General features: G+C 67.1%; 24 protein-coding genes and 1 riboswitch. Of the genes, 18 read left to right on the forward strand and 6 right to left on the reverse strand.

What is annotated here, in order from left to right; genetic code table 11:
• Window positions 1-2: 2 nt before the first annotated feature.
• From rsmH to QF118_RS15730, 3 genes are all read right to left on the reverse strand, one after another.
• Window positions 3-977, reverse strand: coding sequence for a 16S rRNA (cytosine(1402)-N(4))-methyltransferase RsmH (gene rsmH / locus QF118_RS15720; protein WP_282299995.1), 975 nt, complete (start codon window positions 975-977; stop codon window positions 3-5).
• A 4-nt stretch (window positions 978-981) separates the two neighbouring features.
• Window positions 982-1,491: a division/cell wall cluster transcriptional repressor MraZ gene (mraZ, locus tag QF118_RS15725; RefSeq protein WP_282299996.1), complete on the reverse strand. Its 510-nt coding sequence runs from the start codon at window positions 1,489-1,491 to the stop codon at window positions 982-984.
• A 709-nt stretch (window positions 1,492-2,200) separates the two neighbouring features.
• Window positions 2,201-2,368: a hypothetical protein gene (locus QF118_RS15730; protein WP_282299997.1), complete on the reverse strand. Its 168-nt coding sequence runs from the start codon at window positions 2,366-2,368 to the stop codon at window positions 2,201-2,203.
• Between the two features lie 256 nt (window positions 2,369-2,624).
• Window positions 2,625-2,809, forward strand: a riboswitch (cobalamin riboswitch).
• A gap of 148 nt (window positions 2,810-2,957) precedes the next feature.
• On the opposite strand from QF118_RS15730, the gene QF118_RS15735 reads away from it, so the two are divergent.
• The 14 genes from QF118_RS15735 to QF118_RS15800 all read left to right on the forward strand — a co-directional run bounded on the left by QF118_RS15735 (window position 2,958) and on the right by QF118_RS15800 (window position 15,786).
• Entirely contained in the window at window positions 2,958-4,934 is a 1,977-nt protein-coding gene (locus QF118_RS15735) for a TonB-dependent receptor plug domain-containing protein (protein ID WP_282299998.1), read from the forward strand.
• Window positions 4,921-5,754 carry an ABC transporter substrate-binding protein gene (locus tag QF118_RS15740; RefSeq protein WP_282299999.1) on the forward strand — a complete coding sequence of 278 codons (834 nt, stop codon included), beginning with the start codon at window positions 4,921-4,923 and terminating at the stop codon, window positions 5,752-5,754. Before QF118_RS15735 ends, QF118_RS15740 begins: the two co-directional genes overlap by 14 nt.
• 121 nt (window positions 5,755-5,875) lie before the next feature.
• Entirely contained in the window at window positions 5,876-6,856 is a 981-nt protein-coding gene (locus tag QF118_RS15745) for a FecCD family ABC transporter permease (RefSeq protein WP_282300000.1), read from the forward strand.
• Window positions 6,853-7,602, forward strand: coding sequence for an ABC transporter ATP-binding protein (locus tag QF118_RS15750; protein WP_282300001.1), 750 nt, complete (start codon window positions 6,853-6,855; stop codon window positions 7,600-7,602). The genes QF118_RS15745 and QF118_RS15750 overlap by 4 nt, the downstream gene beginning before the upstream one ends.
• Window positions 7,599-8,396, forward strand: a complete 798-nt coding sequence (locus tag QF118_RS15755; RefSeq protein WP_282300002.1) for a cobalamin-binding protein — start codon at window positions 7,599-7,601, stop codon at window positions 8,394-8,396. Before QF118_RS15750 ends, QF118_RS15755 begins: the two co-directional genes overlap by 4 nt.
• The gene (locus tag QF118_RS15760) at window positions 8,390-9,028 is read left to right on the forward strand and encodes a MotA/TolQ/ExbB proton channel family protein (RefSeq protein WP_282300003.1); all 639 of its coding nucleotides are present in this window, start codon (window positions 8,390-8,392) and stop codon (window positions 9,026-9,028) included. Before QF118_RS15755 ends, QF118_RS15760 begins: the two co-directional genes overlap by 7 nt.
• Window positions 9,029-9,110: 82 nt before the next feature.
• The gene (locus QF118_RS15765; RefSeq protein WP_282300004.1) at window positions 9,111-9,485 is read left to right on the forward strand and encodes an ExbD/TolR family protein; all 375 of its coding nucleotides are present in this window, start codon (window positions 9,111-9,113) and stop codon (window positions 9,483-9,485) included.
• A gap of 4 nt (window positions 9,486-9,489) precedes the next feature.
• On the forward strand, window positions 9,490-9,882 hold the full coding sequence (locus QF118_RS15770; protein ID WP_282300005.1) for an ExbD/TolR family protein: 393 nt from the start codon (window positions 9,490-9,492) through the stop codon (window positions 9,880-9,882).
• On the forward strand, window positions 9,879-10,925 hold the full coding sequence (locus QF118_RS15775; RefSeq protein WP_282300006.1) for a TonB family protein: 1,047 nt from the start codon (window positions 9,879-9,881) through the stop codon (window positions 10,923-10,925). Before QF118_RS15770 ends, QF118_RS15775 begins: the two co-directional genes overlap by 4 nt.
• Window positions 10,926-11,009: 84 nt before the next feature.
• On the forward strand, window positions 11,010-11,804 hold the full coding sequence (locus QF118_RS15780; protein WP_282300007.1) for a TatD family hydrolase: 795 nt from the start codon (window positions 11,010-11,012) through the stop codon (window positions 11,802-11,804).
• On the forward strand, window positions 11,801-12,601 hold the full coding sequence (locus QF118_RS15785; RefSeq protein WP_282300008.1) for an MBL fold metallo-hydrolase: 801 nt from the start codon (window positions 11,801-11,803) through the stop codon (window positions 12,599-12,601). The genes QF118_RS15780 and QF118_RS15785 overlap by 4 nt, the downstream gene beginning before the upstream one ends.
• Before the next feature lie 183 nt (window positions 12,602-12,784).
• Window positions 12,785-13,714 (forward strand): AEC family transporter, encoded by a 930-nt coding sequence (locus tag QF118_RS15790; protein ID WP_282300009.1) that lies wholly within the window; start codon window positions 12,785-12,787, stop codon window positions 13,712-13,714.
• 155 nt (window positions 13,715-13,869) lie between these two features.
• Complete coding sequence (locus tag QF118_RS15795; RefSeq protein ID WP_282300010.1) at window positions 13,870-14,793, forward strand: DMT family transporter; 924 nt, start codon at window positions 13,870-13,872, stop codon at window positions 14,791-14,793.
• Between the two features lie 57 nt (window positions 14,794-14,850).
• Window positions 14,851-15,786 (forward strand): DMT family transporter, encoded by a 936-nt coding sequence (locus tag QF118_RS15800; protein WP_282300011.1) that lies wholly within the window; start codon window positions 14,851-14,853, stop codon window positions 15,784-15,786.
• Here the strand turns inward: QF118_RS15800 and QF118_RS15805 are convergent.
• Entirely contained in the window at window positions 15,707-16,393 is a 687-nt protein-coding gene (locus tag QF118_RS15805; protein ID WP_282300012.1) for a thiamine diphosphokinase, read from the reverse strand. The two genes, QF118_RS15800 and QF118_RS15805, sit on opposite strands and share 80 nt — an antisense overlap.
• Before the next feature lie 121 nt (window positions 16,394-16,514).
• Between QF118_RS15805 and QF118_RS15810 the strand changes: the two genes are divergently transcribed.
• Together QF118_RS15810 and QF118_RS15815 are read left to right on the forward strand one after the other, a co-directional pair.
• Complete coding sequence (locus tag QF118_RS15810; protein WP_282300013.1) at window positions 16,515-19,157, forward strand: hypothetical protein; 2,643 nt, start codon at window positions 16,515-16,517, stop codon at window positions 19,155-19,157.
• A gap of 151 nt (window positions 19,158-19,308) precedes the next feature.
• The gene (locus QF118_RS15815) at window positions 19,309-20,523 is read left to right on the forward strand and encodes a hypothetical protein (protein WP_282300014.1); all 1,215 of its coding nucleotides are present in this window, start codon (window positions 19,309-19,311) and stop codon (window positions 20,521-20,523) included.
• Between the two features lie 108 nt (window positions 20,524-20,631).
• On the opposite strand, the gene QF118_RS15820 is transcribed toward QF118_RS15815, so the two are convergent.
• Complete coding sequence (locus tag QF118_RS15820) at window positions 20,632-20,865, reverse strand: DUF2842 domain-containing protein (protein WP_282300015.1); 234 nt, start codon at window positions 20,863-20,865, stop codon at window positions 20,632-20,634.
• A 17-nt stretch (window positions 20,866-20,882) separates the two neighbouring features.
• Complete coding sequence (locus QF118_RS15825) at window positions 20,883-22,178, reverse strand: adenylosuccinate synthase (RefSeq protein ID WP_282300016.1); 1,296 nt, start codon at window positions 22,176-22,178, stop codon at window positions 20,883-20,885.
• Window positions 22,179-22,283: 105 nt separating this feature from the next.
• On the opposite strand from QF118_RS15825, the gene QF118_RS15830 reads away from it, so the two are divergent.
• Complete coding sequence (locus QF118_RS15830) at window positions 22,284-22,763, forward strand: GNAT family N-acetyltransferase (protein ID WP_282300017.1); 480 nt, start codon at window positions 22,284-22,286, stop codon at window positions 22,761-22,763.
• A gap of 29 nt (window positions 22,764-22,792) precedes the next feature.
• On the forward strand, window positions 22,793-23,188 hold the full coding sequence (locus tag QF118_RS15835; RefSeq protein WP_282300018.1) for a DUF6524 family protein: 396 nt from the start codon (window positions 22,793-22,795) through the stop codon (window positions 23,186-23,188).
• Window positions 23,189-23,240 lie beyond the last annotated feature (52 nt).

Below are 23,240 nucleotides of genomic sequence, written 5' to 3' on the forward strand. Positions count from 1 at the left end.
GGTCAACGTCTCCTTTGGTGGTCCGGCATGGCGATTTCAGTCGCGGCAAGATCCTGCGCCGGAACGCTGGTGCGCCGCCCGACGCGCAGCTTGGCCGACCGCGCGCGCGGGTTCTGCGCCAGTTCGTCCTTGTCCGGGCCGATGGCCTTGCGGGTCAGCACGTCAAAGGGTGCGCTTGCCTCGTGGCTGTCGCTGCCATAGCGGTTGACGTGGCGCTTGGCCTCGCCGTGGGCCTGGAAAAAGCGTTTGACCATGCGGTCTTCGACGGAATGGAAGGTCACGACCGCCAGGTGGCCGCCCGGTTTCAACACGCGCTCGGCGGCCAGCAGGCCCTGCCACAGCGCCTGGTATTCCTCGTTCACCGCGATGCGCAGCGCCTGAAAGCTGCGGGTGGCGGAATGGGATTGCCCCGGCTTGCTGCGACCGATGGTGTTTTCGATCAGTTCGGCCAGCTCCAGCGTCGTCTCGAACGGCTTGTCGCCGCGCGCCAGCACGATGCGCCGGGCGATGCGGCGCGATTGCCGTTCCTCGCCGTAGTGATACAGAATGTCGGCCAGTTCCTCTTCGCTCAGGGTATTGACCAGATCGGCGGCCGAGGCGCCGCTTTGCCCCATGCGCATGTCCAGCGGCCCGTCCTTCATGAAGGAAAAGCCGCGCTCAGCCTGGTCCAGCTGCATCGAGGACACGCCCAGATCCAGCACCACGCCGTCAACATCGCTGGCGCAGCGGTCCATGTCGGCGAAATTGCCCTCGACCAGGGTGATGCGGTCCGCGTAGGGGCCGATCCAGTCCAGCGCCAGATCATGCGCGGTGGGGTCGCGGTCTATGCCGATCACCCGCTCGGCGCCCGCATCCAGAAGGCCGCGGGTATAGCCCCCCGCCCCCAGCGTGCCGTCGATCCACAGGCCATGTACCGGGGCAACCGCCTCCAGCAGCGGCCTCAGCAGAACGGGAATATGTGGTGCGTCCCCGGGCATCGGCCTATTCGCCCAGCTTCTTGTCAAGAAGGACCAGCGGGTCGAAATCATCGGGCAGTTCGTCCAGCCATTCTTCGGTCTTGGCCAGTTCTTCCTGCTCGTAGGTTTCCGGCTTCCAGACCTGGAAGGTATCGCCCGAGGCGATGAAAAAGGCTTCGCCCTCGATGTCGATCTTCTGGCGCAGCTTGGCGGGCAGGACGATGCGGCCGGTGTCATCCACCGTCGTCGGCATCGACTGACCGTTGAACAGCCGTTCCAGCATCCGCCGTTCGACCGAGCCACGCGGCAGGGCGGCGATCTTGTCGTCGACCTCTTCGATGGCTTCCATGGTGTAAACTTCAAGGTACTTGCGGCGGTGGTCGCCGTAGACGATGACCAGTTCGGGGCTCAGCCCGTCGGTCCAGTTGGGGTCGCCCGCCTCCAGAACACGGCGAAAAGAGGCCGGGATAGACACCCGCCCCTTGCCATCAACCTTGTGATGGCTTTCACCTCTGAATTTAAGCCTGCGGCCCACTGTCCTGGTCGTCCCTCGTAAACATTGCCCCAAAAACGTAAAACGGCGGGTTGATCTGCTGCCACTGATCAACCCGCCGCTGACCCGCGATGCGGGTATCTCCGACTGCGCGCGCCACCTGGGGGGATGTCTGCTCGCCCGCGCGCCGGATCCTTGTTTTCACGATGGAAAGCGGTGCCTGTATGAAACCTGCTCTTTTTTTGTTTTTGGTAGTTCGGTGCGGGGTCTTGCTGCCCCTGTCCGTTTCCCATCGTGTGAACTAGGGATGCCATGGGAATTCATGGGGATCAACTGTTTTTATGGGCGAACGGCACCGGATGTTGTTCTGACCCACCCTGAAAAACAACATATTGCGGTGAATTTGGGCATTTTTCGGGCAGAAGTGGTGGAAATCCCAAATTCAAACACAAGATATAGGCCAGCGCGGGGGCCCAAGTTTTTTCCCATGAATTCCCGGATTTCTCTAAAACAGGGCGAAAACAGGACGGGTGAGAGGCCGCCAAACCTGCATTTACCCCAGAACAGGGCCAGAATCACCCCAAAAATTAAGGATTTGATTCGTCTGCGCGCGGTGCCTTCAGGTCTGATCCATGTTTTCCCAGACCGCGTCCCACGATTTCCCATGCCCCTGTCCCATGGTTTCCCATGGGACGGCGACAGCGGCGATCAAAAGTGTGAAATCAGGTGGAAAGGACGACGGCGCGCGGCGTCAGGCGCCAAACAGCCACAAAAGGCCGCGAATGATCTGCCACCAGACCACCAGACCCAGCACCATGCCGGGGATGATCCACCACCCAGACGCCAGCCGCCCGCCCTGATGGCGCCGCGAGGTTGCGGCAACAATCGTGGTCAATTGCGGCATTCGATCGAAACCCATGCACTATCATCCTGCGATAAGGGCCGGCGCCGCCCCTTTCCAGAATGGAAGCGCCGGGGAAACCCGCGGGCTTGCCCCGCCTGTCCCGCACAAACCCCACACCTTCAAGCCTGGCGGGAGCATCCTCGCTTTCAATCAATCTTTGGTTAAAAATTCATTACCGAAGGCCCGCCCCCCGCGCACGCGACAGCGTTGCAAGGTCGCGACAATACCCAAAGGTGTCGCTTTGCCCGGTTGCCTTTCCTGCGGGGCGCGGCTAGCACGGGGCTGCCTCGGTCCGGAAGATTTCCGGTTAATAGGGAACGCGGTGAAAATCCGCGACTGCCCCCGCAACTGTAAGCGACGAGCGTAGCCGGCACAGCCACTGGGGAAAACCCCGGGAAGGCCCGGCAGACGCGATGACCCGCCAGTCAGGAGACCTGCCAAGGTGATCACCCATCCGGGGCGCGGGGCGCGTCTGCGGGTACGGTTCTCCGGCGTGGTGGCATTTCATTCACCGTTCGCGGAGGCCCCATCACAGGCTTTTCCAAGAACATACCCTCATGGCCCGCCCCACTCCGGGCGGGATGATCTGGAAAGGATCGCCCTGATGCACCGTTTCTGGCTGACTGCCTCTGTGCTTGCCCTTGCTTCTGCCGCCTCTGCGCAGGAAATCATCGAACTCGAAGGTCTGACCGTCACCGCCACTGCCGCCCCGATCGAAGTCGAGCGCAGCGGCACCAGCGTTTCCGTCCTCGAGGCCGAAGACCTGAACGATGGCGCCGACGCCCTGCTGGCCGACCGCCTGAACCGCCTGCCCGGCGTGTCGTTTTCACAGACCGGCCCGCAGGGGTCGACCGCGAACCTGACCATCCGCGGCGCCCGCTCGCGCTATATCCCCGTCTATATCGATGGCATCCTGGTCACCGACCCGTCGGGCACCAACGTCTATTATGACGATTTCGGCGGCTTTGGCTTTGGCAACGTCGAACGGGTCGAGGTCCTGCGCGGATCGCAGTCGGCGCTGTACGGCGGCAGCGCGGTTGCCGGCGTGATCGACATTTCCACCCTGCCCGCCAACGCCCCCGAAGGCACCAGCGGCAACCTCGGGCTGTCCTTTGGCAGCTTTGGGTCGGTCTCCACCTCGGCGCGCATCACCCAGCGCCACGGCCCGCTGACCCTGTCGCTGGGCCTGTCGCGCGACCGCTCGGACGGGTTCTCGGCCGCCAGCGAAAACGACCTGAACCTCAGCACCGCCGCCCCCGGCGACAAGAACGACGAAGCCGACGGCTTTCGCCGTGACCGGCTGACCTTCGGCGCCCGCTACGAGGTGAACAGCGATCTGACCGTCGGCCTGAACGGCTTTGCCGAAGAAGGCGAGACCGAGTTCGACGAATTCTACAGCGACGATCAGGACAACAACGGCTTTCCCACCTTCAACTTTGGCGACGACGTCTATGCCTATACGGACGGCACCGCCGACGAGATCAGCGAACGCCGCGCCCGCGGCCTGCGCGCCTTTGCCGAATTCACCACCGGCGCCTGGGACCATGTCGCCGATGTTTCGGTCTATACCATTGACCGCGACCTGAGCAGCCCGACCGTGGGCAGCCCCGATGGCACGCCCTTCTCGTCGTCCTTTGACGCGCGCCGTCTGGCCTTCAGCTACAAGACGACGTCGCAGGTCACCTCGGACTGGCGGCTCAGCTTTGGCCTGAACATCCAGCGCGAAGAGGTCGAGGCCACCTCGCTGCCCGGCGGCGATGCCGATATCACCACCAAGGGCCTCTTCGCCGAAGCGCTCTGGTCGCCCAGCGACCAGCTGGACGTGACCGCAACCCTGCGCCACGACGACCATTCCGAATTTGGCGGCGAAACCACCGGACGCCTGGCCTTTGCCTGGCGCCCGACGCAAAGCACCACGCTGCGCGGCGCCGTGGCCACCGGCTATCGCCCGCCCTCGATCGACGAGCTCTACGGCGACTACGTGTTCTTTGTCGGCAACCCCGCCCTCGACCCCGAGCGCAGCCGCTCGTACGAGCTGGGCGTCGACCACCGTTTCGGCAATGGCGCCAGCGTCAGCGCGACGCTGTTCCGCCTCGATGTCGACAACCTGGTCGTCTACCAGGCCGGCACCGCGCCGCTGTTCATCGGCACGCTGACCAATGCCAACGGCACCACCCGCCGCGAAGGGCTCGAGTTCAGCTTTGACGCCCCTCTGGGCGAACGCCTTGATGTCTTTGGCAATGCCACCTTCATGACCACCGACGATGGCAGCGGCGGCCGCCTGGCCCGGGTGCCGGGGCGTGAATTCACGCTTGGCCTTGACGCCCAGCTGACCGACCGGCTGGACATGGGGCTGGTGGCGCGCCACGTCACCGACCGCCCGCAGGACAACACCGCCGCCTTTGCGCTGGTGGACATGGACCCCTACACCGTGGTCGATCTGAAGGTCGGCTATGACATCACCGACACGACCCGCGCCTATGTCGCGGTGCACAACCTGCTGGACGAAGACTATGAACTGGTGCCCGGCTACGGCACCTCGCCCCGCGCGATCAAGTTCGGGATCAATGCGTCCTTCTAGGCTCATGGCCTGCGTCGCGGCGCTGATCTGCGCCGTGACCACCCACGCCGGGGCCCAGTCGCCCCGGCGTGTCGTCTCTCTCAACCTGTGCACCGACCAACTGGCGCTGATGCTGGCCGACCCCGGCCAGATCGCCTCGCTGTCGGCGCTGGCCTCCGATCCGCGCAGTTCCGCCATGGCCGATCAGGCCCGCGGCTTTCCCGCCAACGACGGCAGCGCCGAAAGCGTCGTGCTGGCCCAGCCTGACCTGGTGCTTGCCGGAACCTGGACCACCCGCGCCACGGTCGACATGCTGACCCGCCTCGGCCTGCGCGTCGAAATCTTCGCGCCGGTAAATACCCTGGACGAAGCCCGCGCCAACATCACCCGCATGGGCGCCCTGCTGGGGCAGGAAACGCGGGCGCAAACCATCCTCGACCAGTTCGACCAGCGCCTGACCCGGCTCAGGGCCACGCCCGGCCCGTCCCCGCGCGTCGCGCTTTATTATGAACTGGGCAGCACCGCTGGCCGCGACACCCTGCCCGGCGATATCCTCGACGCCGCCGGCATGACCAATATCGCCGCCGAAAAAGGCCTGGCCTTCGGCGGCGCCCTCCCGCTCGAGGACCTCGTCCTCACCAACCCCGACCTGATCCTGATCGGCCGCCCCTACGGCGGCCACGCCCGCGCCACCGAACTGCTCACCCACCCGGTGCTGACCGCCAGCGGCAAACTCCGCCTGATCGAAGACGGCGCATCCTGGGTCTGCGAAACCCCGCACCTGCTGGACGCCATCGCCCAGATGATCGCCCTGCGCCAGGACTGGAGCGCGGCGCAATGACCCGCTTCCCCGCTTCCAATTGCCCCAAATATCCCGGGGGGGCCGCGTCAGCGGCGGGGGCAGAGCCCCCAACCCACGGCGACGCGCCCCGCGCGGCGCAAACCCCATGGGGGGGCCGCCGATGAAGCTCCTGCTCAGCCTCGCGGCACTCACCGCCGCCCTCTTCCTTGCTTCCCTGCTGATCGGCTACAGCCCGATCCCCATGGCCACCGCCCTCAAGGGCCTCGCAGGCCGGGGCGATCCTCTTTACCAGATGGTGATGCAGGAAATCCGCCTGCCGCGCGCCCTGCTGGCGCTGCTTGTCGGCGCCGCGCTTGGCCTGTCCGGCGCGGCGATGCAAGGTTACCTGCGCAACCCGCTGGCCGAACCGGGGCTGATCGGCGTCTCCGCCTCTGCCGCCCTTGGCGCGGTGATCGCCCTGCAAACCGGGCTGGCCGCTGCCTTTGCCCTCGCGCTGCCGCTTGCCGCGCTCACCTTTGCCTTTGCCGCCGTCACCCTGATCGTGCTGCTGGCCGGACCGCGCGGCACTTCGCTGACCCTTATCCTTGCGGGCATCGCCATCTCGGCGCTTGCGGGCGCGCTGACCTCGCTGACGCTGAACCTGTCGCCAAACCCCTATGCCGCGTCCGAGATCATCTTCTGGATGATGGGCTCGGTCGCTGACCGCTCCATGGCCCATGTCATCCTTGCCGCGCCGCTGATCCTGGCCGGGCTTGCCCTGCTGATGACCCTGCGCCGCGGCCTTGACGCGCTGACCCTGGGCGAGGACGCCGCGCAATCCATGGGCCTGTCGCTGGCCTCGCTGCGCATGCGCCTTCTGATCGGCACCGCTGCCGCCGTGGGCGCCGCCACCGCCGTTGCCGGGGCCGTGGGATTTGTCGGCCTTGTGGTGCCGCACCTTCTGCGCCCTTTGACTGGCCATCACCCGTCGAAACTGCTGCCTGCCTCGGCGCTTGGCGGCGCGGCCATGGTGCTGGCCGCCGACATCGCCACCCGGCTGATCCTGCCGGACCGCGACCTGAAACTCGGCGTGCTCATGGCGCTGGTCGGCGCGCCGCTGTTCCTGCACCTGATCTACAAGACCAGAAGGGAAATGGGATGACCCTGCTGAGCCTGCGGAACCTGACCGTCAGACGCGGCGAATGCCCGGTGATCGACGACGTCTCGCTGACCCTTCAGGCGGGCGAATGTGTCGGCCTGATCGGCCCCAATGGCGCGGGCAAGACGACCCTGATGCGCGCCGCGCTCGGCCTGCTGGCGCATCAGGGCGCCTCCTCTCTTGCTGCTCTTCCCGCCAACCAACGCGCGAGGCAGGCCGCCTGGATCCCGCAGGACCGCAGGATCGCCTGGCCCATCACCGTGCAATCCCTCGTCGCCCTCGGCCGTCTGCCACACGGCCGCCAGGCCACCGCGCAGGACAGCGCCGCCATCGACCGTGCCCTGACCCGCATGGGCCTTGACAGTTTTCGCAGCCGCCCCGCGACCGCGCTTTCGGGGGGCGAACAGGCCCGCGTCCTGATCGCCCGCGCGCTGGCGCAGGACACGCCCCTGCTGATGGCTGACGAACCCATCGCGGGCCTCGATCCCGCCGCACAACTGGCCACGCTCGAAGTCCTGCATAGCCTCGCCGCCGAAGGGCGCGGCGTGCTGCTGTCACTGCACGACCTGTCGCTGGCCGCGCGCTATTGCACCCGGCTGATCCTGCTCGACCGCGGCCGGATCAGGGCCGACGGCCCGCCCGCCCAGGTCCTGACGCCGGACCACCTCGCCCAAACCTTCCACCTGCGCGCGCGCATCCACGACACCCCCGAAGGCCCGCTGCTGCAACCGCTCGAGCGTCTGCCATGACCGGCCCGCAGCGCATCGTCTGCCTGACCGCCGAAACGGTCGAAACCCTCTACCTGCTGGGGCAAGAGCACCGCATCGCGGGCGTCACCGGCTATGCCGTCCGCCCCCCGCGCGTGCGCCGCGAAAAGCCCCGCGTCGGCGCCTTCACCTCGGCCGACACCGGCAAGATCCTGGCCCTGAACCCCGATCTGGTCCTGACCTTTTCGGACCTGCAGGCCGAGATCGCCGCCGACCTGATCCGCGCCGGCGTCGAGGTGCTCGCCTTCAACCAGCGCGACGTCGCGGGCATCCTGCGGATGATCGACACCCTTGGCCGCCTGACCGAAGCCAGTGATCGCGCACAGCAGATGATCACGGAATTCAACACCCGCAAGGCAGGGCTGCGCGCCGCCGCCCCCGCCACGCCGCCGCGCGTCTGGTTCGAGGAATGGGATGATCCGCTGATCTCGGGCATCGGCTGGGCCTCCGAACTGATCGCCATCGCGGGCGGGCAGGACATCTTTGCCGACCTCGCGACCAAACCCAAAGCCAGCGATCGCATCGTCACCCCCGGGCAGGTCATCGACGCCCGGCCCGACATCATCCTCGCCTCGTGGTGCGGGAAAAAGGTCAGCCCTGCGCGGATCGCCGCCCGCCCCGGCTGGGACGCCATTCCCGCCGTGCAAACCGGCCAGATTCACGAGATAAAGTCCCCGCTGATCCTTGCCCCCGGCCCCGCCGCCCTGACCGCAGGGCTGGACGCCATCGCCCGGATCATCGCCGAGGTCCCGAAAAAGAAGGAGCCACCATGCTGACCCAGATCACCGAGTTCCTGAACCGTGGCGGCCCGGCCCTCTGGGCCATCGCCGCGCTGTCGGTCCTGACCCTTGCCCTGATCCTGTGGAAACTCTGGACGCTCTGGCGCCTCGGCCTCTGGCGCCGCTCGCGCGCCGAAGAGGCGCTGAGCCTCTGGGCCAAAGGCGACACTGGCAGCGCCACATCGCTGCTGGCAAACCGCCCCGGCCTGCGCGCCCGCACCCTGCACGCCGCCATGCAGGCCCGCCTGACCCTGCCCGACCTCGACGCCAGGGACGAGGCCGCCCGCCACGCCCGCGCCGCCTTGCAGGAAACCCGCACCGGTCTGCGCGCGCTTGATCTGGTCGTCACCATCGCCCCGCTGATCGGCCTTCTGGGCACCGTGCTGGGCATGATCGACGCCTTTCAGGCGCTGCAGGAAACCGGCAACCGCGCCGATCCCGCCGCCCTCGCCGGCGGCATCTGGGAGGCGCTCCTGACCACCGCCGCCGGCATGGGCGTCGCCATTCCCGCCTCGATCGGCCTGTCGTGGTTCGACAGCCTCTCGGACAGCCTCGCCCACGATCTCGAAGACCTCGCCACCCGGCTTTTCACCCTGCCCCTGCCCGCCGAAAACACCCGCGCCGCCTGACCCCGCCACCCCGCTTCCAATTGCCCCAAATATCCCCGCCGGAGGCTCCCCCGGCCGCCCCAAACACCAAGACCCGCCAACCATGCTCGACCTGCCAACCAGACCCCAGCGACGCCGCCCCTCGCTCACGCCGATGATCGACGTCGTCTTCTTGCTGCTGGTCTTCTTCATGCTGGCCGCCCGGTTCGGCGCGCCGCTGGCGCAGCCTTTGCATCTGGCAGGCAGTGGCGGCGAGGCATGGCAAGGCCCGCCGCGCCTGATCACCCTGCGCCCCGACCAGACCCTGCTGAACGGCCAACCCGTGACCGACCTGCCCGCTGCCCTTGCCCCGCTGATGAAAGACCCCACCGACACCATCATCCTGCGCAGCCGGGACGGCGCCGATGTCCAGCGCCTTGTCGACACGCTGACCGCCCTGCGCGCCGCCGGCATGACCAACCTCGCCGTGGTGGAATAGCCCGATGCGCCGTCGCCCCTTCCTGCGCCCCACCACCCCGCGCGCCACCCGGTCCGAACCCATCGTGCCGATGATCAACGTGGTCTTCCTGCTGCTCATCTTCTTTCTGATGACCGCGCAGATCACCCCGCCCGATCCCTTTCCGCTAGAGCTGCCCAGCGCCAGCAGCGGCGATGACCCAGCGCCGGGCCAGCCGCTGTTCCTGTCGCAAACAGGTGACATCGCCTTTGGCCCCGCCCGCGGCCCCGAGGCGCTGACCGCCGCCCATACCGCCGGCCCCATCCGCCTGCACGCCGACCAGCGCGCCAGCGGCGAAACCCTTGCCACGTTGCTACGCGACCTTGCGGCGCTTGGCGCGACCGACATCACCCTCGTCACGCTCGAGGCCGCGCCATGAAACTGCTTCAGGGCCTGACCTTCCTGACCCTTGCCGGCGGCCTGCACGTGGCCGCGCTTGCCCTGACGGGCCTGCCCGGCGGCGCACAGGGCGGCGCGGGCGGGCAGGCCGCCTTCAGCATGCAGGCCGCCCCCGAACACCTGTCCGACCTCGTGGCCCGGTGGGAGGCCGCGCCCGACACAGCCCAGGCCCCGGACCTGACCGCCCCGGCCGACCAAACCGCCACCCTCACCGCCCCCGCGCCCGAAGCGCAGCCCCCCCGGCCCGCCGCCTTGCCCCCCCGGATGGCCGCCCCGGGCGCGGCGGATCAGCCCCCGGTCTTTGACACGCGCCTGCCCGCGCCGCCCGGCCTGCACGATGACGCCCCGATTGCGCCGAAAGCCCTTCAAAGCCCGGACAGCACTGTCACCCTGGCCGCGCGCCCCGCGGCGCCTCAGGCCCCGGCCATGCCGCAACCGCCGCAGGCCCCGGCCCGCACCGAAGCCCTGCCGCAGATCGACACGGTCAGCGCCGCCTCGCCCATGGCGGTGGCCACCTCGCGCCGCCCCGCGCCGCGCCCTGACACCCTGATGATCCCGCCTAGGCCCCGCCCGGCCAGCAAACCGGCCGCCCAGGCCAGCGCAAAGCCCAAGGCCCAGGCCAAACCGAAACCCTCGACGCCCAGCCCCGCGCGGCGGGCCTCGGGCAGCGGTGGCGGGGAAACCGCCGCGCCGCCCGCGCCCAAACCCAAAGCCGCCGCCGGGCCGGGCAAATCGGCCCTGCGCGATGCCCAGGCCAAATGGCAGGCCCAGGTGCGCCGCGCCCTTGAACGCGCCCATCGCTATCCGCGCGGCACCGCCGATCAGGGCGTCGTCAGGCTCCAGCTTTCGATTTCACCGGGGGGCAGCCTGCGCGCCGCCAAAATCACCCGCTCGTCGGGCAGCGCGGCGCTCGACAAGGCCGCGCTGGACACCGCAAGGCGCGCCCGCTTTCCGCGCGCCCCCAAGGTCCTGACCGACAGCAGTTATCACTTTGCCATCCCGCTGACCTTCAAACCGCGCTGAACCCGGCCCACCCGGCGCAAGGGCCGCCCTGACTTGACCCGCCCCGCGCCCCCCGATACCTCCCAAGGGATCAAAGGACGCCACATGACCCAGATCACCGACAGCCACTGCCATCTCGATTTTCCCGATTTCGACGACGAACGCCCGCAGGTCATCCAGCGCGCGCTGGACGCGGGCGTGCACCGCATGGTCACCATCTGCACCAGGCCGAAAAACCTTGCTGCCGTGCGCGCCATCGCCGAGGCCAACGACCCGGTGTTCTACGCCTACGGCATCCACCCGATGAGCGCGGCGGACCAGCCGCTGATCTCGGCCCGCGATCTGATCGACGAGTCCCGCCACCCCAAGATGGTCGGCATCGGCGAAACCGGGCTGGACTATCACTACACCGCCGACAGCGCGCAGATCCAAAAGGACAGCCTGCGCATCCATATCGAGGCCGCGCAGGACACCGGCCTGCCGCTGATCATCCACGCCCGCGCCGCCGACGATGACATGGCCCGCATCCTGGCCGAAGGCTACCGCGCCCAGCCCTACAGCTGCGTGATGCACTGCTTCTCCTCCTCGGCCGAACTCGCCCGCGCGGCGCTTGACCTTGGCTTTTACCTGTCGATGTCCGGCATCGCCGCCTTCCCCAAGTCGCAGGAACTGCGCGACATCTTTGCCGCCGCGCCGCTGGACCGCATCCTTGTCGAAACCGACAGCCCCTATCTTGCCCCGCCGCCCAACCGTGGCAAACGGAACGAACCGGCCTATGTGGTGAACACCGCCAAGGTCGGGGCCGAACTCTTTGGCCTGTCCTACGAGGATTTCGCCGCCGCGACCGAGGCCAATTTCCAACGCCTTTTCCCCAAGGCCGCAATCCGGAGCCCGGAATGACCGCCGAACTGCGCTTTACCATCCTTGGCTGCGGCTCCTCCGGCGGCGTGCCGCGCCTGGGCGGCCACTGGGGGGATTGCGACCCGGACAACCCGCGCAACATCCGGCGCCGCTGTTCGCTGCTGGTCGAACGTGAAACCGCGCAGGGCGTGACCCGCGTGCTGATCGACACCGGCCCCGACATGCGTGCCCAGCTGATCGACGCCGGGGTCGGCACGCTGGACGGCGTCGCCTGGACCCACAGCCACGCCGACCACGTGCACGGGCTCGACGACCTGCGCCAGATCGTCTTCAACACGCGCCAACGCCTGAACGTCTGGGCCGATGGCGATACGCAGAACGAACTGCTCTCGCGCTTTGGCTACGCCTTCGCCCAGCCGCAGGGCTCGCCCTACCCGCCAATCCTGAACCTGCACACCATCGACGGCCCCTTTTCCATCCACGGCGCGGGCGGTGCGATCTCCCTGACCCCCTTCGAGGTCAACCACGGCAGCATCGAGGCCTTGGGTTTCCGCATCGGCGATCTGGCCTACCTGCCCGATGTCGCCAGCATTCCCGAAACCGCCTGGACCCACCTGCAAGACCTCGATTGCTGGATCCTCGACGCCCTGCGCCGCACCCCGCACCCGACCCACGCCCACCTTGACCTGGCGCTGGAATGGATCGCGCGGGCGAAACCGAAAACCGCCGTGCTGACCAACATGCACATCGACCTCGACTACCAGACCGTGCTCGACGAAACCCCCGAGCACGTTGTCCCGGCCTACGACGGCATGATCCTGCGCCATGCGCTTTGATCACGCCACCCCGGGCCCGATGCGGCGCGCCGCGCCCGGGCTTCTTTGTGCCGTAAATATCCCCGCCGGAGGCTCCCCCGCCCTCCACGGCCGGACCCTCTGACCCCGGGGCGCCTCCGCCCCGCCCCCAACCCTGCGCCGCAACAAACGCAGGCTCGCCGCCAACTCGACAGGCCAGGTCCCATGCAGGCACTTCTTGACGTCATCCTTCCCGTCTTCCTTGTCATCGGCGCCGGCTACGGCGCGGTCTGGAAAGGCTGGTTCTCGGACAGCGCCGTCGACGGGCTGATGAGCTTTACCCAAAGCTTCGCCATCCCCTGCCTGCTGTTCCGCGCGATCTGGACGCTTGACCTTGGTCCCGACTTCAACCCCTGGCTGCTGGTGTCTTTCTATACCGGCTCGCTGACCTGCTTCATCGCCGGCCTGCTGGGCGCCCGCCTGCTGTTCGACCGCGACTGGGAGGACGCCGTCGCCATCGGCTTTTGTTGCCTCTTCGCCAACTCGGTGATGATCGGCCTTGCCATCACCGAACGCGCCTATGGGGTGGACGCACTGCAGGCGAACTATGTCATCGTCGCCGTGCACTCGCCCTTTTGCTACGGCATCGGCATCACCGCGATGGAGATCGTACGGGCCAAGGGCGCCCCGGCCCGGCAGTTGCCCGCCAAGGTGCTGCGCGCGATGTTCCGCAACGCGCTGGTGATCGGCATCGGGCTGGGCGCGCTGGCCAATGTGACCGACATCACCCTGCCCGGCACGGTGACCGACGCGCTTGACATGATGATCCGCGCGGCGCTTCCGGCGGCGCTGTTCGGCATGGGCGGCGTGCTGTGCCGCTACAAACCGCAAGGCGACGGGCGCGTGATCGCCTATATCTGCGCGATCTCTCTGATCCTGCACCCGGCGATCACCTGGACGCTGGGCAGCCTGACCGGCCTGTCCACCCAGGCCTTCCGCTCGGCGGTGCTGACGGCGGCCATGGCGCCGGGGATCAACACCTATGTCTTTGCCAACATCTACGGCCGCGCCCGCCGCGTCGCGGCCTCCAGCGTGCTCTTTGCCACCGCCCTTTCCGTATTGACCGCCTGGGTCTGGCTTTCCATCCTGCCCTAGCCCCCGGACAACCAACCGGCCCGTTTGCCCCGAGCCCGGGAATCTGAGTATTTGGACCAAGAAGAAGCCATGAGCCATTTCAAACTCTTCTTGGCACAAATACTCAATTGCGACACGGCCCGCACAGCGAGCCCCCTTTTTGGAAACCACGAGCGATGACCCAGCCGCAGACCCAGACCACGCTTGGCATCGCCTTCATGCTGGCCTTTTGCATCCTTGCCCCGGGCATGGACGCGCTGGCCAAGGCCACCCCGCACGAGGTCCCGATCCCGCAGGTTCTGGCCGCGCGCTTTTCCATCCAGGTTGTCCTGCTTTATCCCGTTGCGCTGCTGATGGGCCTTCCGCTGATGCTGTCGCGCAACGATCTGGGGCTGCACACGGCCCGCGCCTTTGCGCTTTTGGCGGCCACGGGCTGTTTCTTTACCGCGCTGCGCTACATGCCCATCGCCGACGCCATCGCGATCTTCTTTGTCGAACCGTTCATTCTGACCCTATTGGGGGCGGTTTTTCTGGGCGAGCCGATCGGCTGGCGCCGTGTGGCCGCCTCGGCTGTCGGATTTGGCGGGGCACTTCTGGTCATCCGGCCCAGCTTTTCCGATCTTGGGCCGGTCGCCTTTTTGCCGCTGGGCACCGCGATGCTGTTTGCCATCTACATGTTGTTGACCCGCGCCATGAGCCAGCGGCTCAACCCGATCGTGTTGCAGGCTCACACCGCCCTGGCCGCCAGCCTGATGATCCTGCCGCCGCTGGCGCTGATGAATGGCACCGGAAACGCCCTGTTCGATCCCATCATGCCGCAGGGCAAGGCCGTCTGGACCCTGCTGGGCCTTGGCGTGATCGCCACCCTGTCGCACCTGATGCTGACCAAGGCCCTGCGCCTTGCCCCCGCCGGGATCATCGCGCCGCTGCAATACCTTGAAATCGTCGGGGCGACGGTCATCGGCTACCTGGCCTTTGCCGATTTCCCCACGCCGCTGACCTGGGTCGGGATCGCCATCATCGTCGGCTCGGGGCTTTATATCATCCAGCGCGAACGCCGCCTGGAACGCGAGGCCCGCGCGCCCAAACCCCCGGTCTGAGCGCCCCTCGGCCTCAGCAGGCTTGTCCGGCGGGCGGCACCGGCCTAGCCTGACGCGATGGACAAGGACCGCCCCCTTTTCGGCATCGCCCTGATGCTGGGCTTTTGCGCCCTGGCGCCGCTGGCCGACGCCCTGGCCAAGCTGCTGGGGCCGCACATGGGCGTGGGCCAGTTGGTGACCCTGCGCTTTGCTTTTCAGGCCGTGATCCTTGTGCCCTTTGCCATCGCCACCCGCCGCCCGATGCGGATGGACCGCACCATCGCGCTGCTGGTCACTCTGCGCACCTTGCTCCACATCGCGGGCATCGCCACGGTCTTTGTCTCGCTGCTGTACCTGCCGCTGGCCGAGGCCATCGCCATTGCCTATGTCATGCCTTTCATCCTTCTGCTGATGGGCCATTATATCCTCGGTGAAGAGGTCGGCTGGCGCCGTCTTGCCGCCTGCGCTGTGGGCTTTGTCGGCACCCTGCTGGTCATCCAGCCCGCCTTTGACACCGTCGGCGCGCCGGCCCTGTTGCCGCTGGCCGTCGCCTTCATCTTTGCCGCCTTCATGCTGGTCACAAGGCGCATCGCGGCGCAGACCGACCCGATCGGCATGCAGGCGGTGTCGGCCCTGATCGCCCTGGCCATCCTGGTGCCCGCGATGGCGCTGCTGCCTGGCACCCCGGCGCTGGCCTGGACCCCGCCCAGCCCGACCGGATGGACGCTGATCGCCGCCATGGGCGCGGCGGGCACGTTGGCCCACCTGCTGATGACATGGTCGCTGCGTTATGCGCCCGCCTCGACCCTGGCGCCGATGCAATACCTAGAAATCCCCATGGCCACACTGATCGGCTGGGCGCTGTTCAGCGATCTTCCCGGCCCGCTGGCGGCGCTGGGGATCGCCATCACCATCGCCTCGGGGCTTTATGTCGTCATGCGCGAGCGGGCCAGCCACCGGGCGCGGCCGCCAACCCCGCCATCAGCGCCGCAAGCTGCGCCACCGGCAGGATAAGCAGCATCCGCGGCGCATCCATCTGCAGCCGCACCGCGCCTGTCACTTCGTTCGAGGTGCCGGTCCGGCCATCCGGGCGCATCGCGATGCCGTCGATCGGCCAGCGCAGCCCTTCGGAGCGGCCAGAGACCGCCCCCATCGGATACAGCGACAGCCTGCTGCCGATCGGCAGGTCCAGCGCCAGGTCGGGCGGCGCCAGAACGATCACGTCCTCGCGCCCGATCAGCACACAGCGCCGGTCGGCACGGGCACAAAGCACCGTCATCGCCGCCAGCTGATGGTCGACCCGCCCGCCCAGAAAGCCATGCGCCAGCACCAGCGGCGCGCGGATATTGCGAAGACATTTATCAAAATCGGTGCTGTTCTGTTCACCAATCCGGTGGATGCGCCCTGCCGGAATCCGCGCGGCCATCGCCGCGTCCAGCGAATCCATGTCGCCGATCACTGCGTCCGGAATCACCCCCGCGGCCAGCAGGGGCACGGCCCCGCCATCCGCCGCGACGATCCGGGACGCTTGCGCCGCGGCGCGTTTCAGCACGCTATCCGTGCATTCGCCGCCGCCAACCAGTAGAACGGGCCCGGAGGCGTGAACAATCTCGTTTTCCATGGCGAATTAATGGCAATTTAGGAAACAGACCACAATCAAGTCACGAAATGATACCCTGCAGGGCACAGATTCGGTCAGCTTTGGTCTTGGACAGCGTGGTAAACACTCTGTTGCAGAACGAATGAAAGTGAGCAGCACAATGGTGAGTTCGAGCAAGATCCTGACAGTCTCTTATGGGACATTCTCTTGCACCGCGGAAGGTTTCGAAGATCCGCTGGCCGTCGTCAAGGAGACGACCCATTTCTTCCGCGGCGTCGTCGGCGAGGACCGCTTTTTCGGGGCCGAGCCACCGCAGTTCGATCCCGAACTGGCGGGCGAATTGATGCGCCAGCAGATCGCGGCCGAATCCCGCGATGGCAAGCTGACCCTGCGTCCGGCGATCGCCGCCGGTGCCGCATCGTCCGGTGCCCTGACCGCCGCCCTGTCCGCAGGCCCCGCACGCGCCGCCGCCACCCTGCCCGATGACGATACCATCGAGGCCGCCGCCGCCGAGGCCGAGGCAAAAGCCGCCGCGCAAGCGCAGGCCGAAGCCCAGGCGCAAGCCGCAGCCGACGCCGCACAATCCGCCCCCATCCAACAGCCTGCCCCGACCGCTGCCACGGTCTCTGCACCCGCGCAGGCCCCGGATGCGACGGCGGACAGCGCGCTGGCGCTTGATCCTTCGCTGCTGGCCGACATGGCCGCAGACAGCGCCGCCGAGCTGACGACCGGGGATACCCCCGAGGCCGGCGCCGACTTCAGCCTGGACGCCCTGCTGCCCGATACGGGTGCACAGGCGGTCGAACCGGCCCTTGGCGCGCCTGCTCCGCGCCAGGCCGACCCGGCCTCTGTGGCGGCCAAGCTGGACCGGATTCGCGCCGTTGTCGCCGAGGCGCCCAGCGCCCAGGACGACAGCGACGCCTTCCTCGAGGACGATCTTGACGACGAGGACGACACCGGCCTTGACGCCATCCTGGGATCGCTTCAGGGCACCGAAACCGGCGACGACAGCCTGGATTTCATCGAGGACGACCTGGAAGACGCCGCAACCGCCGATATCGACAGCACCGTTGCCGGTCTGTTCGCCGACCAGCAGGACGACGAAGACGATGACGCGGACCTGACCGATCTGGTCGCCGCCGCGACCGCCCCTTCCGAGGCCGAAGACGACAACGCCTTTGCCGCCTGGGACGAGGACGCCGGAGACGATCTTCCGGCGCAGACCGCGGCCAAAGCGGACAACTGGGACTTCGACGACGAGGACGAGGACGACATCGGCGAGGACGCGGCAACCGCCCCCTTGGCCGAACAGACACCGCCGCCGCCCCCGGCCCAGCCCGCAACCCGCCCCGCCCCGCTGCGCGCCCGCGTGATCAAGGTCAAGCGCGCCGCCTTCGAACAGGCCGTGGCCGCAGGCCAGCTTGAGGAAATCGACGACGAAGAGGACAAGGCCAGCGCCGCCGTGCCCGCCGTGCCCGGTGCCGCAAGCAGCAGCCTGAGCGCCGAGGAAGAGGACGAACTGGCCCGCGAACTGGCCGCCGTAAAGGCCGAGCTTGCCGGCGATTTCGACGATGACGATTGGGACGATGACGACCTGGGCTTTGACGACGACGTTCAGGACACCCCCGCCCCGCGCGCGCAGACGGCCAAGGCCGAACCGGCCCCGACCGCCTGGGACGATGAGGACGAGGACGACGAGGACTATGCCTTTGACGACGAAGAGATCGTGGCCAAGGCCCCCGAAGCCAAGGCGCCCCAGCGCCTGAGCGAGCCGGCCAAGCCCGCCCCGATGGACACCGGCTGGGACGATGACGACGACGATTGGGATGATGACGACGACTGGGATGACACCCCCGCCGCCGCACAGGCCCCCGCCGCGCCGCTGCGTCTGGACAACCCCGTGGCCAAGCCGCGCGCCGGTTGGGGCGATGCCTCGGACCTTGACGACGATCAGGACGCCGCCCGCCAGGATGCCGTCACCGACAAGACCGAGGATCACATCCGCTCGGCCGTCGAAGGGGTGCGCAAGGCGGTCAAGATGTCCAGCCCGGCCCGCGCCATGCTGACCGAACAAAAGGTCGAGGACAACGACACCTCGCGCATTCTCGACCAGACCAACGAAGAGCTGGAAGAACCGGAAGGCAACCGCCGCCGCAGCGCCATCGCACATCTGCGTGCCGCTGTCGCCGCGACCAAGGCCGACAAGCTGCTGGGCCGCAAATCCGCCCAGGCCGAAGAAGAGATGGAAAGCTACCGCGAGGACCTGTCTGCCGTGGTGCGTCCGCGCCGTCCGCAGGCGGGCACCCCGCGCACGGACCGTCCGGCCGAAGCCCCGGCAGCGCGCCCCGCGCCGCTGAAGCTGGTGGCCGAACAGCGGGTCGAGGACCAGCCCGCCGCCCCGGCGCAGCCGGTCACGCCGGTGCGTCCGCGCCGTGTCGGCCGCGACCACGCCGAAGCGCCGACCCCGCGCCAGGTCGCAGCCCCCGAGGCGCCTGTCGATGGCGGCGATTTCGCGGCCTACGCCGAAAGCGTCGGCGCCTCCGAGCTGTCCGACCTGCTCGAAGCAGCGGCCGCCTACATGTCCTTTGTCGAAGGGCGCGACCAATTCTCCAGGCCGCAGCTGATGTCGACGGTGCGCCAGGCCGAAGACCGCGAATCCAGCCGAGAGGACCGGTTGCGCAGCTTTGGACAGCTGCTGCGCGAGGGCAAGATCGAGAAGACCAGCGGCGGACGCTTTACCGCCTCGGACCGGATCAGCTTCAAACCGGACCGCGCCGCCGGGTAACCGCGCCGCGCCGGACCAGACCACAAGGCCCGTCCCGATCCATCGGGGCGGGCTTTTCCTTTGACAGCACAAAGCCCGCCGGACTATCCTTTTGGTTGTATTTTTATTGCAATTGCCCGTTTTGGGGCGTTTCATTCAAAGGATATTCGTCATGGCCCTTCCCCTGCGTCAGACAGCCCTCGGGCTGATCTCTACCGCGCTTTTGTCGCTGCCTGCCCTTGCCCAATCCATCGACGACGACTGGCTGAGCATGAGCGACGCCGAGTTTGCCGCCGCCTATGCCGACATGGCCTTTGGCGACGACCTGCAACAGCGCCAGCTTGTCGCCTGGCTCTGGTTCGCCCGCGTCAACCAGCAGATCGCCGCCGAAGGCAAACGCGTCGACATCGACACCGGCACGGTCCCGGTCTGGATGGCCTGGGCCACCGATCCCGAAACCTTTACCGAAACGCCCGCATTCACCTATGCCCCGACCCCGCGCGACGACCCGCAGTTCATCACCCCAAAGGACGAACTGGCCGGCAAGATCGCCAGCACCACGGCCGAGGGCGCGCCCAACGCCGGCGGCGAGGAAGTCACCCGAAACGCCATCAGCTATGACTATCTCACCGGCAAGGGCCTGAATACCTATGCCGGGGTGCTGGCCCATGTGCGCAGCGGCGCACAGGTCGACATGCCCATCGGCACGATCGAGACCAAGATCAAATGGGTCAAGGTCAACGCCCGCACCCCCGCCCCCGAGGGCGCGATGGTGTTCCGCTTTGCCTCGGGCGATTACTGGTGGGCGGGCATCCACATCATGGCCAAGATGCGCCCGCTGCCGGCCGATCCGTTTTTCAGCGAGGACCCCAGCTGGTTCTGGACAACCTATGAATTCACCAACGGTCTGGGCGTGGCCCATGTCCGCGACGCCTTCATGAACCAGAACGCGCCAATCGGGGCGGACATGGTGGCGCGCGTGCTCGAACAGGGCGGCATCGCGGGCATCGGCTATGAAAACTACTCGCCCAACGGCACTCAGATCCGCTTTACCGTGAACGCCGACGGCAAGACGCCGGTGATCCTGGGCCACACGATGATGGAGGATTTCGCGGGCTACCCCGACCACGACGACCCCAGCGGCTGGATCACCGACAGCACCTCGTGCCACACCTGTCACGCCTCGGCCTCGATCAATCCGCAAACCGGGAACTTCTTTCCCTTCACCGTGCCGGTGGGAACCCTGTCCGACCACTACATCGGCACCGGCACGACCACGCAAGATTGCAACGGTTTTTCCACAGCACTTGGCGATGGCTATGTCTCGCTCGATTTCATGTGGCCGATCGCCTTCCAGACGCGGCCCTACGCCTGCCCCTCGGACTGAGGCACAAAGACAAACGGCGCCCGTCTCGGGGCGCCGTTTGCAGTACAAACCAGATGGGACGGTGGGCGGGGCGCCTTTCCCCGTCAGGGGAAACAGCGCCGCACGGCGTCACTCCTTTTCGTCCGGGTCCGGCTGGCCAACACCCAGAAAGACCGAGCGTAGCGGCAGCATCCACAAGAACCCCAGCACCACGAACACTACCAGTTCCAGGATCATCGGCGGCGTTTCCAGCACCCGGCGCAGCCAATCGGCCAGCGTCACCGCCACCACCACGTAAACCGGCAGTCCGATCAGTAGCACAATCAGCGACCAGCGCTTTTTCGCTTTATAACTCAGCGCCATCCGCGCCCCCTTTCCGGTCAGTCCTCGAACGGGTCCGTCACAAGGATCGTGTCATCCCGCTCGGGTGACGTGGACAATAGCGCGACAGGGCAGCCGATCAACTCTTCGACCCGGCGCACGTATTTGATCGCGGCGCCCGGCAGGTCGGCCCAGCTGCGCGCTCCTTCGGTCGACTCGCTCCAGCCTTCCATCTCTTCGTAGATCGGCTTGCAGCGCGCCTGCTCATCGGCGGCAAAGGGCAGATAGTCCAGAACCTTGCCGTCCAGCTCGTAGCCGGTGCAGATCTTCAGCGTTTCGAACCCGTCCAGCACGTCCAGCTTGGTCAGCGAAATGCCGTTGACGCCCGAGGTCGCGCAGGTCTGGCGCACCAGCACCGCGTCGAACCAGCCGCAGCGCCGCTTGCGCCCCGTGGTGGTGCCGAATTCATGGCCGCGCTTGCCCAGCATCTCGCCATCCGCGTCGAACAGCTCGGACGGGAACGGCCCTTCACCGACGCGGGTGGTATAGGCCTTGACGATGCCCAGCACGAAATCGATCGCCCCCGGGCCGATGCCGGTGCCGGTCGCCGCCTGCCCCGCGATCACGTTGGACGAGGTCACGAAAGGATAGGTGCCAAAATCGATGTCCAGCAGCGCGCCCTGCGCGCCTTCGAACAGGATCCGCTTGCCGGCGCGGCGCTTTTCGTTCAGCACCTTCCAGACCGGACCGGCATATTCCAGGATTTTCGGAGCGATCTCGCGCAGCTGCGCAATCAGCGCATCGCGGTCCACCGCCTCGATGCCCAGACCCTTGCGCAGCGGATCGTGGTGCATCAGCGCGCGGTCCACCCGCGCCTCCAGCGTCGCCGCGTCGGCCAGGTCCGCAACGCGCACGGCGCGGCGGCCGACCTTGTCCTCGTAGGCGGGGCCGATGCCGCGCCCGGTGGTGCCGATCTTGGTGCCCTTGCTGGCGGCCTCTTCGCGCGCCCGGTCCAATTCGCCGTGGATCGGCAGGATCAGCGGCGTGTTTTCCGCGATCATCAGCGTTTCGGGCGTGATTTCAACGCCCTGCGCGCGGATCGTCTCGATCTCTTTCAGCAGGTGCCAGGGGTCCAGCACCACGCCGTTGCCAATCACCGACAGCTTGCCGGGGCGCACCACGCCGCTGGGCAGCGCGTGCAGTTTGTAGACCTTGCCATCGACCACAAGGGTATGGCCCGCATTGTGCCCGCCCTGAAAGCGGCAGATCACATCGGCGCGGCTGGACAGCCAATCGACGATCTTGCCTTTGCCTTCGTCGCCCCACTGGGCGCCCACGACGACCACATTTGCCATATCTCGAACCTTTCGGTGATGACCTCAAACCCGGCTCCCTATATAACCGGGGACAGGCGCGTGAAACCTCAAAATCACCAAAGCGTCGCGCAGATGAGGGGCAAAATGTATCGTTGGGCCAATTCGGGCGATTATGACGCGCTTGGACAAGTGATGTTCCAGGCTATTCACGCCGAGCCCAGCCCCTATACCCAAGCGCAACGCGCCGTCTGGGCGCTGCAACCGCCTGTTGGACCGGACTGGCAGAACCGCCTTGCCGCGCAGCGCGTCGCCCTGGCCGAAACAAAGACGGGCCCGCTGGGGTTCGCCAGCCTGCGCGCCGATGGTTATGTCGATCTGGCCTTTATCTTGCCGCAGGCCCGCGGGCGCGGCCATTTCCGCGCGTTGCTGAACATGCTGATCCAAGAGGCCGAGGCCCAGAAAATGCCCGCCCTGACCACCCACGCCAGCCTTGCCGCCCAAGGCCCCTTTGCGGCGCTTGGCTTTACGCTGATGCACCACGAAGACGTGCAGCGCGGCGGCGAAACCCTGACCCGCGCCCTGATGCAGCGCCAGGGGGCTGGCCAGCGCGCCATGATGCGCTAAACAGGGCGCACCCCAAGACCGGAGTTTCCATGAGTTTCCTGCTACGCTGGCTGTTCGCCCTGATCCTTTTGACCGCCACCTACAACCCGACGCCCTATAATTTCACCCGCTGGGCCATGACCAACTGGCAGGCGCAATTGCCGCTGGCGGTGCTGTTCGGGCTGATCTTGCTGGTCGGCTATGTCATCTACCTGCGCGCCACGCTGCGTTCGATCGGCGGTTTTGGCATGATCCTCGTGCTGGCGCTGGTCGGCGCGATCCTGTGGGTGCTGATCGACCTTGGCCTGTTCGACCTGTCCAACCCCAAGCTGATGACATGGGTCGGCATCCTTGCCCTGTCGCTGGTGCTGGGCGTCGGGCTGTCGTGGTCGATCATTAGGCGCAAGCTGTCGGGTCAGGTCGACATGGACGATGTGGAAGACTGACACCGGACTACGCCCCGCCTGAACGCCGCTCACCATGGGCGCTTTTGCGCGC

The organism is Tropicibacter oceani (assembly GCF_029958925.1).
GTDB lineage: Bacteria > Pseudomonadota > Alphaproteobacteria > Rhodobacterales > Rhodobacteraceae > Pacificoceanicola > Pacificoceanicola oceani.

Excerpts from the sequence above, each read along its gene's own strand:
- rsmH (WP_282299995.1), bottom strand. The coding sequence starts at position 977 with ATGCCCGGGGACGCACCACATATTCCCGTTCTGCTGAGGCCGCTGCTG.
- QF118_RS15730 (WP_282299997.1), bottom strand. The coding sequence starts at position 2,368 with ATGGGTTTCGATCGAATGCCGCAATTGACCACGATTGTTGCCGCAACC.
- QF118_RS15735 (WP_282299998.1), top strand. The coding sequence starts at position 2,958 with ATGCACCGTTTCTGGCTGACTGCCTCTGTGCTTGCCCTTGCTTCTGCC.
- QF118_RS15740 (WP_282299999.1), top strand. The coding sequence starts at position 4,921 with ATGCGTCCTTCTAGGCTCATGGCCTGCGTCGCGGCGCTGATCTGCGCC.
- QF118_RS15745 (WP_282300000.1), top strand. The coding sequence starts at position 5,876 with ATGAAGCTCCTGCTCAGCCTCGCGGCACTCACCGCCGCCCTCTTCCTT.
- QF118_RS15750 (WP_282300001.1), top strand. The coding sequence starts at position 6,853 with ATGACCCTGCTGAGCCTGCGGAACCTGACCGTCAGACGCGGCGAATGC.
- QF118_RS15755 (WP_282300002.1), top strand. The coding sequence starts at position 7,599 with ATGACCGGCCCGCAGCGCATCGTCTGCCTGACCGCCGAAACGGTCGAA.
- QF118_RS15760 (WP_282300003.1), top strand. The coding sequence starts at position 8,390 with ATGCTGACCCAGATCACCGAGTTCCTGAACCGTGGCGGCCCGGCCCTC.
- QF118_RS15765 (WP_282300004.1), top strand. The coding sequence starts at position 9,111 with ATGCTCGACCTGCCAACCAGACCCCAGCGACGCCGCCCCTCGCTCACG.
- QF118_RS15770 (WP_282300005.1), top strand. The coding sequence starts at position 9,490 with ATGCGCCGTCGCCCCTTCCTGCGCCCCACCACCCCGCGCGCCACCCGG.
- QF118_RS15775 (WP_282300006.1), top strand. The coding sequence starts at position 9,879 with ATGAAACTGCTTCAGGGCCTGACCTTCCTGACCCTTGCCGGCGGCCTG.
- QF118_RS15780 (WP_282300007.1), top strand. The coding sequence starts at position 11,010 with ATGACCCAGATCACCGACAGCCACTGCCATCTCGATTTTCCCGATTTC.
- QF118_RS15785 (WP_282300008.1), top strand. The coding sequence starts at position 11,801 with ATGACCGCCGAACTGCGCTTTACCATCCTTGGCTGCGGCTCCTCCGGC.
- QF118_RS15790 (WP_282300009.1), top strand. The coding sequence starts at position 12,785 with ATGCAGGCACTTCTTGACGTCATCCTTCCCGTCTTCCTTGTCATCGGC.
- QF118_RS15795 (WP_282300010.1), top strand. The coding sequence starts at position 13,870 with ATGACCCAGCCGCAGACCCAGACCACGCTTGGCATCGCCTTCATGCTG.
- QF118_RS15800 (WP_282300011.1), top strand. The coding sequence starts at position 14,851 with ATGGACAAGGACCGCCCCCTTTTCGGCATCGCCCTGATGCTGGGCTTT.
- QF118_RS15805 (WP_282300012.1), bottom strand. The coding sequence starts at position 16,393 with ATGGAAAACGAGATTGTTCACGCCTCCGGGCCCGTTCTACTGGTTGGC.
- QF118_RS15810 (WP_282300013.1), top strand. The coding sequence starts at position 16,515 with ATGAAAGTGAGCAGCACAATGGTGAGTTCGAGCAAGATCCTGACAGTC.
- QF118_RS15815 (WP_282300014.1), top strand. The coding sequence starts at position 19,309 with ATGGCCCTTCCCCTGCGTCAGACAGCCCTCGGGCTGATCTCTACCGCG.
- QF118_RS15820 (WP_282300015.1), bottom strand. The coding sequence starts at position 20,865 with ATGGCGCTGAGTTATAAAGCGAAAAAGCGCTGGTCGCTGATTGTGCTA.
- QF118_RS15825 (WP_282300016.1), bottom strand. The coding sequence starts at position 22,178 with ATGGCAAATGTGGTCGTCGTGGGCGCCCAGTGGGGCGACGAAGGCAAA.
- QF118_RS15830 (WP_282300017.1), top strand. The coding sequence starts at position 22,284 with ATGTATCGTTGGGCCAATTCGGGCGATTATGACGCGCTTGGACAAGTG.
- QF118_RS15835 (WP_282300018.1), top strand. The coding sequence starts at position 22,793 with ATGAGTTTCCTGCTACGCTGGCTGTTCGCCCTGATCCTTTTGACCGCC.